This is a genomic window from Paenibacillus sp. OK060, from assembly GCF_900101205.1.
In the GTDB taxonomy this organism is placed as follows: Bacteria; Bacillota; Bacilli; order Paenibacillales; family Paenibacillaceae; genus Paenibacillus; species Paenibacillus marchantiae.
The window spans coordinates 452,426-466,034 of sequence record NZ_FNFR01000005.1 but is presented as its reverse complement, the minus strand read 5'-3'; the positions used below and the strand labels follow the sequence as shown (position 1 = coordinate 466,034).

The following is a 13,609-nucleotide window of genomic DNA, read 5'->3' as shown; positions in this document are numbered from 1 at the left end:
TATAATACGTCATTAAGAAGCACAGGTTGCGATCTCCGTTACTGCCTGAATAACGGCCGAATAACGACAGCACGAAGAAACCAGCAAGTCGCCCATCATCGGGGACTTGCTGGTTTCTTTCGTTAAGCTGTTGCAGTTATACGATTATACTCTCAGATCAATCTCAAACGTCTTGATTTCATACGGCTCAAGTGTAAAAGTTACCGGCGTATCATGCAGGAGTTCACCATCCGGCACTTCCATTAGATTGCATTCTCTCCACGCATGAATCCGCAGATCACTTGTCAGTTCAAGCATATTCATGCTGCCGGAATAATCATGAACGCGTACGATGACACGATTGGAATCCTCCGCCTTCTTAACTGCCGAGATCATGGCTGTGCTGCCGGACAAGGTGAACATGGAGCGACTTGGCTGCTCTGATTGTCCCTGTGTATATCGAGCTGGAGCATTCAGAAGCCAGGCTTGCTGCACGGTTCCGCCAACGAGCCAATCTCCCTGATGCGGAAGTAGAGCATAGGTGAAGCTGTGTAGTCCCTGATCGGCATGTGGATCAGGGTGCGTAGCGCTCTTGATCAGGGTCAGCCGCATGACGTTATCTTTAATGTCATACCCGTATTTGGAATCATTCAGCAAACTGACGCCATAACCTCTGTCGGATAGATCAGCCCATTGATGGCCAACGGATTCGAATCGCGCCCAGTCCCAGCTTGTGTTCCAGTGCGTGGGCCGTTTAACGTTACCGAACTGAATATCATAGGTGGCTTCAGTGGAGCGGATGCCGACTGGGAAGGCAACCTTCAGCAATTGCTGCTGTTCATGCCAATCCACCTCAGTGGCGTAATCGATTCGTCTATGCCCGGTATATACAGTCATGTTCTGCGTAATCGTAGAGCCGAGGTATTCCCAAGCGAAGCGGATCACGGCCTTAAGCGGACCAGTCTCTACGACTTCAATGCTGGTGCATTTCGTAATCTCTCGCATATCCTCCTGATAGAAGATATCAATATCCCAGGCCTCGTGGGCAAGTGGTTTGTCCTCGAACACCTGAAGCACATTGCCTCTTGCGCCTTTGGCAAGCACCTCACGGTGTGACTCTTTATCGTAAAGGCGTGTCAACTGCCCATTCTCATTCCACTCGAGCAGATAGAATGGTGTCTCGATTCCATTAGCTGTGTGGATGAATGGAGATTGCTCAGGGATATCGTTTACCGTATTGCTCTGGAAGTGAATTGTGGTATACCCCAGCGAAGGAATATCCTTTACCTCGACGGACCAACGTGCATCCTGGTATTGAGCGTTCAGAATCTCACCGGAATCGCTCAGCCAAGTTCCCATTTCCAATTCGCCTGATGCCGCAGGAATGCTCACGATTTCTGTAACGACCCATGGGGAGGAGTTCCAAATGGTGTACGTACACGGAGATTCTCCGCTGCCAGCAATAGCCATCCGAGCCTGCGTGTACACGTGATTGCCAATCAGCTCAGCTTCTGCATATTCAATTCGGCTATCCTCATACACCTCTGTGATGGAGGAACCGGGAATGATGTCATGGAACTGGTTGCGCAAAATGATTTTCCAACCCGCAGTCAGGGACTTCGCTTGATACAGATTCCAGTCATTGTGCACAATACTTTGCAATGCATTCAGCCACTCCGCTTCGCGGTAAGCCAGCTCAAGCTTGCGGTTCATCCGTTTGTTGTACGCCTGACTGGTATACGTTCCGCGGTGATACTCCAGATACAGTTCACCATCCCATGTATGGATGTACGAATCGGTTTTCTCGACCGTCTCCTGCAGCTTTTCAAAATAATCATCTGCGCGTCCTGTCTTGACCTTGGGCAATCCGGGCAGTTGATCCAGCCGCCGTCTCATCTCCAACATTTCGCGATTAACTCCGCCTCCGCCGTCTCCGTATCCGTACGACAGCAGCAGATCCTGGTTCATCTCCTTATCGCGGTAAGCATCCCATATGCCCTTGACCGTCTTCGGAATGATTTTCCCGTTATAGGTATAGAACCAGGAACCCGGCTCGGACCAAGGCTCGGGTGTAGTAATAAAGTGGGTCAGCACCTCTGAGCCGTCAATTCCGCGCCAGTGAAATGTATCGAATGGCATGCGGTTGTATTGGTTCCAGCTGATTTTGGTCGTCATGAATGTATGAATGCCGGATTTTTTCAGAATTTGCGGCAGAGACCAGCTGTAGCCGAATACATCGGGCAACCATAGATATCGGCAATCCGTCCCGAATTCTTCTTTGAGAAAACGAGTGCCAATCAGCAATTGTCGGACCAGGGATTCGCCCGAGGTCAGGTTACAGTCAGCCTCCAGCCACATGCCGCCGCCCGCTTCCCAGCGTCCTTCAGCGACACGCTCCTTGATGGATTCGTACAGTTCCGGGTAGTCCTCTTTCACATATTCGTACAATTGGGGCTGTGTCTGAAGGAAAACATACTCCGGGAACATCTCCATCAGGCGCATGACCGTAGAGAAGGAACGGGCGCATTTCTCGCGCGTATGCTTCAACCGCCACAGCCAGGCAACGTCAATATGAGTATGGCCGATACAAGTGACGGTCACATCAGAGGCTTTGTCCATCGCACTCAATCGGGCGCTCAGGTCATCCCTTGCCTCATGCACAGAGGTATAGAAGACATCGGACTTAGGCTGGGACCAATCAATCAGGCGGAAGGACTGCTGGAGTGCATGAAGCAGCTTTGTGCGTTCAGGTGCATGGGCATCCAGAATGTTGACCGTTTCCAGAATTGCTGACCCTGTAAATACAAGATCATCAACAGCTTCATCCAGCCAACACAGTTCTGCTTGTCTGAACGTATGCGTCTGGTTGCGGGGCTGACCGCCACCTTCCAGACCGGACCATAAGCGGAAGACCAACTCGTTGGTGCTGCCTGCGGCAGAGGCTGGAAAAAACACTTCCTTGTGGTTGGAATCTACGCCTTGAAACGGCTTTCCATCCCAGTAGAACAGTGATTCAAAGCCGGAATTGTTACCACCCCCGGTATCGCCGAAATCAAACAGTCCGACAATCCGTTTATCTTCCCAGGAGGCAGGGAACTCGACTTTTGTACGCAGCCACAAATAGAGATCTCGACCGGACCAACTTTCTCCTGTATACATAGGCTTCCAATGGCCATCGTCTCCCGGCAGGACCGGGTTGATCTCTTGCCTGCGGTCTTCGCAGGCAAGAAAATGATTTAAAGGCAAACGATCCCGGTAACGGAGCTCGGATAATTCATGAATACGTGCTTGTAGTTTGTTTTCAGTAAGAAACATCGTTAAAAACCCCCAGTTCATTTTATCGGGGAGTGATTCATATATAGAGAGCATCCAAAGCGATTATGTATTACATAACTATTATAGGGGAATGCGCCCATTATAGCGCTTCCATTCGCTTTTGACAAATCAAAATATGGATTACTGGTTCTGGGCACTGGTGATTGTCGAATTTAACCAAACGGTGATACACTGAGTTGGAAATTGGTCTGGAGGAGGTGTTCAGGCGCGAATGTCCAGGATACGAACCATGTATAAGAACTACTTGAAGAAAAAAATGTTCAACAAAATCCTACTGTTTTATTCCATGGTGATGGTCCTGTTGTTCATCAGCATCTCGGTGTTGGCCTACCGCTACTATGAACAGCGAGTGGTACAGGAACAAATGGATGCCAGTTTGCAGGAGCTGGATATTGTCAGTATCAACCTGAATCAGCAGTACGAACGGCTGTATAATGCCGTGCAGCAGATTTATACCGACGCCATGATTGGCGATGATCTGAAGTATTTTTTGACTCATGAATACGAGGATTTTCTCAATTGGCGCCTGAATCAATATGCTTACAGCTACCGTACAGAGCGAGGGAACTTCGATTATCAATTACGTCTGCTGTTAAAGGATGAGGCCTCGATTGCAAATGTCGTGTTATACAGCACGGATCAGGATTTTTTCTATGTTCTTAATCGGGAGACCCAGCACTTTTACTATCATCCCAAGCTTTCTGCAGGGCATCAGGACTGGTTCCAGCGGCTGAGGAGTGCACCTTGGCAGTATATGGGCAGCGAACCGCTGTTCGAAGGGAAAATGGCTGATGAGCCTACCCCGTACAGCTACGCGAATGTGCTCAAAGACTCCGTGACATTGAAGCAGTACGGTGCAATTATGTTTGAGCTGAATACAGACCGCATCAAAGGGCTGCTTCGAGACAGACCGGGCGGCAAGAACAGTCGGATCATGTTGATGACAGGGGAAGGTCAGGTGATTTTCGATTCAAAGGGCAAGTATGACAACACCGTCTACCCGTACTGGGGGAAGATGAATTTACCGGAGGATTGGGTGGATCTGGAGGAGCGCTCCAAGGTGCAGCTGCTGAATATCGGGAATACGGGAATGGTCGTGGCTTCTATTATTCCGGAGTCGCAAATCAAACAGAGCCTTCAGGCGATTCGTTTCAGCCTCATTGGGATTGTGATTCTGTGCATCATGATTAGCATTGCGGTGACGTTCACCATCATCCGCCGTTATTCCAAAAAAATTCACAGACTCGTGCTTTACATGCGGCGCTGGCAGGAGGGTGATCTGAGTAAACGTATCGAGATGGAGGGGGAAGATGAGTTGCAGCAGATTTCGCAGAGATTTAATCATATGTGTGATCGGCTGGAGTCTTACATAGAAACGGTATATGTGTCGGAGATCAAACAAAAGAACGCGCAGCTTGTGGCTTTGCAAGCCCAGATTAATCCCCATTTTCTGTACAATACGTTGGAAAGCATCCGCATGAAAGCCATCAGTTTGGGAGCCAGGGATGTTGGGCAGATGATTTATATTCTCGCCACGATGTTCCGTCATTTGATCAAAAAGCAGACCCATGTAACCTTGGCGGAGGAAATAGAGCTGTGCGGCATGTATCTGGCTTTGGTCCAATATCGGTATGAGGACAAGCTGCACGTGGAGACGCATATCGAGAATGCAGCTGCGGGAAGCATGGTCGTCAAGTTGCTGGTCCAGCCGATTATTGAGAATTACATTGTGCATGGTTTTCGTACGAATGATGATGATAACCGGATCTCCATCACAGCTGAAGAAGAGAACGGCGTGATTCACATCCGTGTAAAGGATAACGGAAAGGGGATTTCCGCGGAGAGACTGCTTGAACTGCAACATGGGTTGCATAAGGGCGATGAAGCTGCTGAGACATCTGACCGATCTTTGGGTCTTAAGAACGTGCACGACCGCATACGTCTGAATTATGGCAGTGATTATGGTCTGCACCTGAACAGTGCGGAAGGCGAAGGATGTGAGGTGACCATCAGCATTCCAGTTACAAGGGAGGAAACGGGATGAGAAGTGTAATGTTGGTCGATGATGAGCCGCTTATTGTCAAAGGAATGCAAGCGATCATTGATTGGGATCAGAATAACATGCAGATTGCCGGAACGGCATGCAATGGGTTGGAAGCGCTAGCAATGATGGAGGAGGTTCCTGTCGATCTGATTATTACGGATATCATGATGCCGCAAATGACCGGACTTGAACTGATCCGGGAGACTAAAGCGCGCAATCCATATACCAAATTCATTATTTTAAGTGGTTACGAAGAATTCAAATATGTGCGGGAGGGCATCTCACTGGGGGTTGAGAACTACCTGCTCAAGCCAGTCAATATGGATGAACTGGAAGCGACCATCAAGCATATGCAGCGGGATTGGGAACACGAAGAGATGCGCCAGATTCAAATGGATCAGAGCTGGAGGATTCTGCGCAACAATATTTTGCAGCGGTGGGCGAACGAGACCATTGACGCCAAAGAATTCCGTGAGCGTGCGCAGATGCTTGAGATTCCCATGAACAAATCCACATATTGTGCGGCTTCTCTAAGGATTGTAGGAGATGACAAGGGGGATGATCCCCAGATGTATCTGCCGGGAATTGCTGAGCAGTGTGAGCAGATCGGGAACAAAGGCCTCCCGGATGGCTGCGGTATCATCTGTTTTCCTGATCAGAACGGAGACATCATGCTGCTGTTCGTTTCAGCCGGTACGGAAGGTAGTGATGAATGGCAGCTTCAGGCACTCACCAAAATGAAGCAAGCGGTTGCTGAGGACACAGGTGCACGTGTATGGGGGATCATCGGTCAATCCGAGTCGACCTATCTGGGTTTTCCAAAGAGTTGCAAGTCCGTAAAGCTGTGGCTTCAGAATCATTTGTTTATGGATTGTAATACCTTCATCATGCAAGTGGAGAACGAAGAAGCTACCAATCAGCATCAAGAGAAGCCTGGGCCAGCGATGGAGCAGTTCCACAAACTGCTGCGGGATGGTGAAGGTACAGAGGTGGATCGGTTCATCGACGAATTCTTCATTGCTGAGGGTAAGGAACCCTGCCTCCCTAGAACACCGTTCTTCAATTCTGCGATCCAGCTGATGCTGGCCGCCAAGGAACTAGAGAAAACGCCTGACTACGGGGACATCTTTGGACCCCTGTCTAGAATTCATACGCTCAGCAAACTGAAACAATTGGTCAGAAAGGTTGTTCATCACACGCTGGATACATACCATACTGCCGAGAAAACGTACAGTCCGCATATCATGGCTGTGCTGGAGGTGGTGAAAAATCACTATCAGGATGAGCTTTCACTTAAGACGCTCAGTCAGAGGCTGGGGCTTCATCCGAACTACCTCGGCCAATTGTTCCAGCAAGAGGTCGGTACCACCTTTTCTGATTATGTGAACCAGTACCGAATTGAGCGTGCCACTCATTTGCTGTTATATTCGGACAAAAAGACGGCAGAAATAGCGGGCGAGGTGGGCTATTGGGACTCCACATATTTTTACAGACAGTTTAAGAAATATGCTGGCGTTTCTCCTACGGAGCTGCGCTCGATCTACATGAAAAAATAAGCCGGGGGCTCCGGCTGAATGAAGACACTCCCCATGTGGGGGTGTCTTTTTTGTTATGCAATGAATGCACGATCTTTAATTAATCCATCAATTTATTGGGTTTTTCAACTATCTCAAAATTGGTAGCGCTTGCATAATGGAGGTAGGAGTGAACGAGGAAATCCAAAGCATTAAAAGGGCTTAGATCCAGTGTTGATTATAGGGGATTAATGCTGGATGCAGCTAAAGCGATCATGAACGAGATTATAAGGAGGGACAGCCGTGCAGGGCATCTTCAAAAGTCTGATGAAGAACAAGGCGTTTCTTCTGCTGGTACTGCCGGGAGCAGCTTGGTTTATCATTTTTGCCTATTTGCCAATGTTCGGAACGATTATTGCTTTTAAGGACTTCCGGATACATCCGGGCGGATTTCTTGAAAGCGTTCTAAAAAGCGAATGGGTTGGGTTCAAGAACTTTGAGTTTCTGTTCTCCACCAGTGACGCCTATATCATCACACGTAATACGATTCTGTATAACTTGGGGCTGATCTTTCTCGGGTTGGTGCTCGCGGTGACGCTTGCGATCATCATGAACGAACTGTTGAACAAACGGCTGGCGAAGATTTACCAGACCGCGATGTTTATGCCTTATTTCCTGTCTTGGGTTATTATCAGTTATTTCGTCTTCTCGTTTCTGAGTGTGGAAAAGGGTGTGTTCAACCAGATCATTACCTATTTTGGTGGAGATCCGGTTAGTTGGTACAGTGAGACAGGGTATTGGCCGTATTTTCTCATTCTGCTCGGCCTGTGGAAAGGTGCAGGTTATGGCAGTGTAGTATATCTGGCGGCAATTGCAGGTATCGATCGTTCTTATTATGAGGCAGCGATGATCGACGGTGCTACGAAGTGGAAACAGATCCGGTATATAACGCTGCCACTGCTCAGACCGCTAATGATCATCCTCACCATTCTGGCGATCGGCGGGATCTTCCGTTCCGACTTTGGACTGTTCTATCAGGTTCCGCGGGACTCTGGTGCGCTGTATCCGGTCACCAATGTCATCGACACGTTTGTATACCGCGGCTTGACCATTATGGGTGATACGGGAATGAGTACAGCTACAGGATTGTATCAATCGGTTGTCGGTTTGATTCTTGTCCTGCTGGCAAACTATGCTGTGCGTAAAATTGAAAAGGATTATGCCGTATTCTAGGCTGCGGCAAGGGGGTGCTTCCATGAGTAATTTAAGCGAACCGGTAAAGCGGGCATCTGCCCATACGAGGAGGACCGGAAAGAAATCGAGAGATCTGAATGCCATTTCGCCTTTATCTAATGTGATTTTTAATATAGCTATCGGTCTGTTTGCCTTATCTTGCATCTTTCCGTTTCTGTTCATCGTTATCATCTCATTTACCGATGAGAAGACGCTGGCGATCAATGGCTTTAAGTTATTCCCTGAAGTCTGGACGCTGGATGCCTACCGATTCCTTATGGAATCCGGGCAGCAGATGGCCCAATCGTTCGGGGTTACCTTAACGGTGACGGTTGTCGGAACCGCGCTAACACTGTATTTGGTCACCACGTATGCATATGCCATCTCGCGCAAAAATTTTGCACAGCGTCGGTTTTTCAGCTTTTTGGCCTTCTTCACCATGCTATTTTCCGGCGGTCTCGTTCCCAGTTACATTGTGGTTACGCAGGTGCTGCACTTGCGGGATTCGATCTGGGCGCTGATCCTGCCGTCAATCATGAACGCTTTTTACATTATCGTTATGCGTACATTTTTCACGACCACCGTGCCGGATGCGGTTATTGAGTCGGCCAAAATCGACGGAGCTTCTGAATTCGGTATCTATACGCGCATCGTGCTGCCGATTTCGTTGCCGGGCATTGCGACTATTGGATTGTTCAGTACGTTAGGATTCTGGAATGACTGGTTCAATGCGTTGCTCTATATCGACAATGCGAATTTGATTCCACTCCAGACATTGCTGATTCGAATACAGAACAATATGGATTTTGTTGTGCAAAACAGCAGCCGGGTCGTGTCCTACGACATTGCCGCGACACTGCCAACAGAGACCGTCCGCATGGCGATGGTAGTCTTGGCTACACTGCCGGTTGCGCTGGCGTATCCGTTTTTCCAAAAGTATTTTATACAAGGCCTGACCATCGGTTCGGTCAAAGAATAAGTCTGGTTGTGCCTGCCCTCAAAGGGCAGTAACAATAACATTGATAAGGGGGATACACATGAAGAACAAAAAGACCAAAAAAATGGTTCTGCTCATGGTTACTTTACTGCTTGCATTTTCTACTGTTCTAGCAGGCTGCGGTGGCAGTAATACCAATGATACAAGCGGGAATGCGGCATCCGGGGGAGAATCCGGCGATAAGGACACGGTGAAGCTTAAGGTATATCTGATTGGTGGTCCACAGCGCGATCTGCCAATGGTACAGGAAGAAATGAACAAATACTTAATGGAGAAAATAAATACAACCGTCGACATCACGATGATTGACTGGGGTGATTATTCCAAACGTATGCCAGTCATTACCGCTTCGGGCGAAAATTATGATATCGCTTTCACTTCTTCCTGGGCTTATGATTATCTGCCAAATGCCACCAGAGGAGCATTCCTGCCAATCAATGATCTGTTGGATAAGTATGGTCAGGGCATTAAAGAGCAACTTGATCCACGGTTCCTTACGGGATCGCAGATCGGTGGCCAAAACTATGCCGTGCCAGTGAACAAAGAGTTGGCTTCGCAATGGGTATGGCGCTTCAACAAGCAGTACGTTGATAAATACAACATGGACATCACCAAGATTCGCACATTAGAAGATCTGGAGCCTTACCTGCAGCAAATTAAGGATAATGAACCAGCCGACATTACTCCGCTGGCTGTTCCGAAGGGCTTTAAGCCTTATCTGGCGTTCGACTTCCTATTGGGTGACGAATTCCCGGTTGGTATCAATATGAATGGTGACACTGGTAAATACGTTAATGTGTTGGAATCCGAAGAGCTGAAAAGCTCGTTGAAAACCATCCGTAAATACTATCAGGCTGGTTATCTGCGCAAGGATGTAGCGACACTGGAAGGCATCGACAACATCAAAACAGGCAAATGGTTTGTTGACCGTGAACAGACACAGCCGTACGCCGAACTGGGATGGTCCAGAAGTGCGGGCTATGATATCGTGACTACACCGATGCAGGATCCGGTTATTTTCACTGGTTCGGCAACAGGCGCTATGCATGCAATCTCGGCGAACTCCAAGAACCCTGAACGGGCTATGATGTTCCTGAACTTGCTGAATACCGATCCATATCTGCGTAACCTGATCAACTACGGCATTGAAGGAACACATTACAAAAAGATTTCGGATAATGTCATTGAGGATCTGCCAGCGATGAAGGACGGATTCCAGATGCCTGGCTTTGCCCTGGGTAACTTGTTCCTGACCTACATGCACAAGGAAGATCCAGCAGATAAGTGGGAAGCGTTCAAGGAATTCAACAATTCCGCGAAAGTTGCTCCGAGCTTTGGCTTCAACTTCAATCCTGACCCGGTGAAGACGGAAGTGGCTTCCATCTCCGCCATCGTGAAGGAATTCTACCCATCCATCATGACGGGAGCTGTTGACCCGGATGAGCATCTGCCGAAAGCGATCGAGAAGTTGAAAGCGGCAGGTCTGGATAAAGTGATTGCAGAAGCACAAAAGCAATACGACGAATGGAAAGCTGCAAATCCAAAATAAGCCTGAATGATAAAGTAGACATGGAAACGTCTGTCCGGTTTGACGGGCGTTTCTTTTTTTACCCTGAGTGGATTGCCAAAATTGGATTGGAGGATATGGCATGAAAAAGCTTGGTGCGAGTCTCCTATTTGTAATATTGGTATGCGCTGTTCTTTCCTCAGCGGCCTTGGCGAAGCAACCTTATTCATCCTATTGGCTGCCTGAACAATTGCTTAACTGGAATCCAGCTTCCGACCCGGATGCGGCCTTCAACCGGAGCACCATTCCGCTCCAGAGCCGATTCACAGGAGAGGCAGTTAACCCGAACGCAACGAAAGATCCCAAAGTAATGGCCTTGTCTGCGCTGAATCAGGGAACCAGTGGCGTTCCATCGCAGGGATCGGATACATTTTCTGCAAATACGTTCTCTTACTGGCAGTATGTCGACAAGCTCGTATATTGGGGTGGCTCAGCGGGAGAAGGCATTATTGTGCCACCAAGCGCCGACACGATTGATGCGGCACACCGGAACGGAGTGCCAATCATGGGCACAGTGTTCTTCCCGCCATCGGTTTACGGTGGCAAATATGAGTGGGTGAAGCAAATGCTTCAGCAGAACAGCGACGGCTCCTTCCCCGCCGCGGATAAATTAATTGAGGTAGCAGAGTACTACGGTTTTGACGGCTGGTTTATCAACCAGGAGACTGAAGGTGGAACAGCCACTGACGCACAGTTAATGAAGACATTCCTCAGTTATCTTCAGGATCATAAGCCTGCGGGTATGGAGATCATCTGGTATGATTCCATGACGAAGGAAGGCAATATTTCATGGCAAAATGCGCTGACGGACCGGAATGCAATGTTCCTTCAGGATAACGGGAACAAGGTATCAGACAGCATGTTCCTGAATTTCTGGTGGAATGATCTTGGCAGTTCTGCGGCCAAAGCCAAAAGCCTGGGCAGATCACCATTTGAACTGTTCGCAGGCATCGATGTGGAAGCTAAAGGATATGATACCAGTCTGAAATGGAATTTGCTGTTTCCTGAAGGGAAACCGGCTGTGACTTCCCTCGGCATTTATCGGCCGGATTGGTCGTACAACAGCGCGGACAGCATGACCGATTTCTTTGCCCGTGAAAATAAGTTCTGGGTAGGGCAGAACGGCAACCCGGCCAATACAGCGACAAGCCAGGCCTGGAAAGGGATTGCGAACAATGTGGTTGAATCATCGCCGGTGGACCAGCTGCCCTTCACGACCAATTTCAACACGGGCAGTGGCGAGAAATTCTATGTTGATGGCACACAAGTGCGGGAGACTGGATGGAATAATCGCAGTTTGCAGGACGTACTTCCGACATGGCGCTGGTTAGCAGAAAGTAAAGGCACGGCGCTGAAACCTTCTCTCGATTGGTCGGATGCCTATTATGGTGGCAGTTCCCTGAAGGTAGCCGGTGCATTAAGTCCAACGAATGCAACCCATCTGAAGCTGTATAAAACAGATCTCAAGATCGAGTCGGGTACTGAGCTATCAATTACGTACAAGACGCAGAGCAAGCCGGGCATGAAGGTTGGCCTCGCTTTTGCAAACCAACCGGACCAGTTCGTCTTTCTGGATGTGAAGAACGAGAAGGCAACCGACTGGGCGACGGACACGATCAATCTGACGCCTTACCAAGGAAAGCAGATTGCGGCATTGTCTTTGTATTTTGACAGTACGGAAACCGTATCGGATTATAACATCCATATTGGGCAGCTATCTATCCACAAGAACAAGAACAGTAATCCATCGAACCCTCTTGAGGCCGTTCAAGCATTGAATGTCACCCAATCCGATTTCCGCGGCGGTATTTACGGTGATGCAAGGTTGCAATGGAACGCGTTGAACGAGGAAGTTCAACAATATGAGATTTACCGTGTACTGCCCGACGGCAAAGAGACTTGGGTGGGTGCGACCGCCAATAACGTGTTCTATGTGCCTGAGATGAAGAGAATCAACGCGGAACAGGCGACTATACTGAAAGTCGTGGCAGTGAATGCAAAATATGAGCGCGGCCAGGCTGCCAGCGTGACCATTCAGTGGCCAGCGTATCCGAAGCCGGAAGCAAAGTTCAAGGCGGATACAACGCTGATCACACCGGGTCAGCAGGTGCATTTCACTGATCTCTCTTCCGAGGTGACGGAAGGCTGGTTGTGGACTTTCAAGAATGGCAGTCCGTCTGTCAGCACGGAGCAAAATCCAGTGGTAACGTATGACAAGGAAGGCACGTACAATGTGACGCTTACAGCTACCAACAGCTCGGGGCAGGACACGGTAACAAAGCAAGCTTTGATCACCGTAAGTAAGGGTGCTTCCGGGATCAAAAATGTCGCACTTGGCAAAACTGCCTCTGCGGACCATGCCTGCGGACCTGCTGAAGGTGCGGGAAAGGCAATTGACGGCAAGGTGACGGGCAACAGCAAGTGGTGCGCACTGGGTAACCAGCCGCATTGGCTGCAAGTTGATCTTGGCAAAGAACATCAAGTCAGTGGTTTTGTCATCAAACATGCGGAGAGCGGTGGGGAATGGTCTGGATTTAATACGAGCGACTATTCGATCCAGGTCAGTGCTGATGGCGTGAATTGGTCAGATGTAGTTCATGTATTGGGGAATACCGCAGCCGAAACCTCGGATGCAATTGCACTGGTCAAGGCTCGTTATGTGAAGCTGAATGTGCTGAAACCAACGCAGGGCGGCGATACGGCAGCCCGAATCTATGAGTTTGAGGTTCATGGGCTGCAGCCGTAGTTTGCGGTTGAGAAGTGACAAGTGTAGCTGTGAAATTAGCAAAAAAGGAACCATGCGGCCAATCCGGTTTCAATGACGGCTGGATATCCCTGAAGTATCCCGTCTTCTAATGGGTGTACCGCATTGTATCAGACTACGACTGAATAGGATTGAATTTGAGGCTCACAGATCATTGGATCATGTGAGTCTTTTT

8 protein-coding genes are annotated in these 13,609 nt (G+C 48.9%); 7 read left to right on the top strand and 1 reads right to left on the bottom strand.

What is annotated here, in order from left to right:
• Positions 1 to 144: 144 nt before the first annotated feature.
• Positions 145 to 3,294, bottom strand: a complete 3,150-nt coding sequence (locus BLS14_RS20650) for an alpha-mannosidase (protein WP_090953694.1) — start codon at positions 3,292 to 3,294, stop codon at positions 145 to 147.
• Between the two features lie 250 nt (positions 3,295 to 3,544).
• Between BLS14_RS20650 and BLS14_RS20645 the strand changes: the two genes are divergently transcribed.
• The 7 genes from BLS14_RS20645 (at position 3,545) to BLS14_RS20620 (ending at position 13,416) form a co-directional block, all read left to right on the top strand.
• The gene (locus BLS14_RS20645; RefSeq protein ID WP_256336616.1) at positions 3,545 to 5,359 is read left to right on the top strand and encodes a cache domain-containing sensor histidine kinase; all 1,815 of its coding nucleotides are present in this window, start codon (positions 3,545 to 3,547) and stop codon (positions 5,357 to 5,359) included.
• Entirely contained in the window at positions 5,356 to 6,915 is a 1,560-nt protein-coding gene (locus BLS14_RS20640) for a response regulator transcription factor (RefSeq protein WP_090953690.1), read from the top strand. The genes BLS14_RS20645 and BLS14_RS20640 overlap by 4 nt, the downstream gene beginning before the upstream one ends.
• Positions 6,916 to 7,200: 285 nt before the next feature.
• Positions 7,201 to 8,106 carry an ABC transporter permease gene (locus tag BLS14_RS20635; protein ID WP_205524889.1) on the top strand — a complete coding sequence of 302 codons (906 nt, stop codon included), beginning with the start codon at positions 7,201 to 7,203 and terminating at the stop codon, positions 8,104 to 8,106.
• Positions 8,107 to 8,128: 22 nt separating this feature from the next.
• The gene (locus BLS14_RS20630) at positions 8,129 to 9,085 is read left to right on the top strand and encodes a carbohydrate ABC transporter permease (protein WP_090953688.1); all 957 of its coding nucleotides are present in this window, start codon (positions 8,129 to 8,131) and stop codon (positions 9,083 to 9,085) included.
• Positions 9,086 to 9,143: 58 nt separating this feature from the next.
• Positions 9,144 to 10,652, top strand: a complete 1,509-nt coding sequence (locus BLS14_RS20625; RefSeq protein WP_090809616.1) for an ABC transporter substrate-binding protein — start codon at positions 9,144 to 9,146, stop codon at positions 10,650 to 10,652.
• On the top strand, positions 10,628 to 10,756 hold the full coding sequence (locus BLS14_RS33260; protein ID WP_256336615.1) for a hypothetical protein: 129 nt from the start codon (positions 10,628 to 10,630) through the stop codon (positions 10,754 to 10,756). The genes BLS14_RS20625 and BLS14_RS33260 overlap by 25 nt, the downstream gene beginning before the upstream one ends.
• Entirely contained in the window at positions 10,753 to 13,416 is a 2,664-nt protein-coding gene (locus BLS14_RS20620; RefSeq protein ID WP_090953686.1) for an endo-beta-N-acetylglucosaminidase, read from the top strand. Before BLS14_RS33260 ends, BLS14_RS20620 begins: the two co-directional genes overlap by 4 nt.
• Positions 13,417 to 13,609 lie beyond the last annotated feature (193 nt).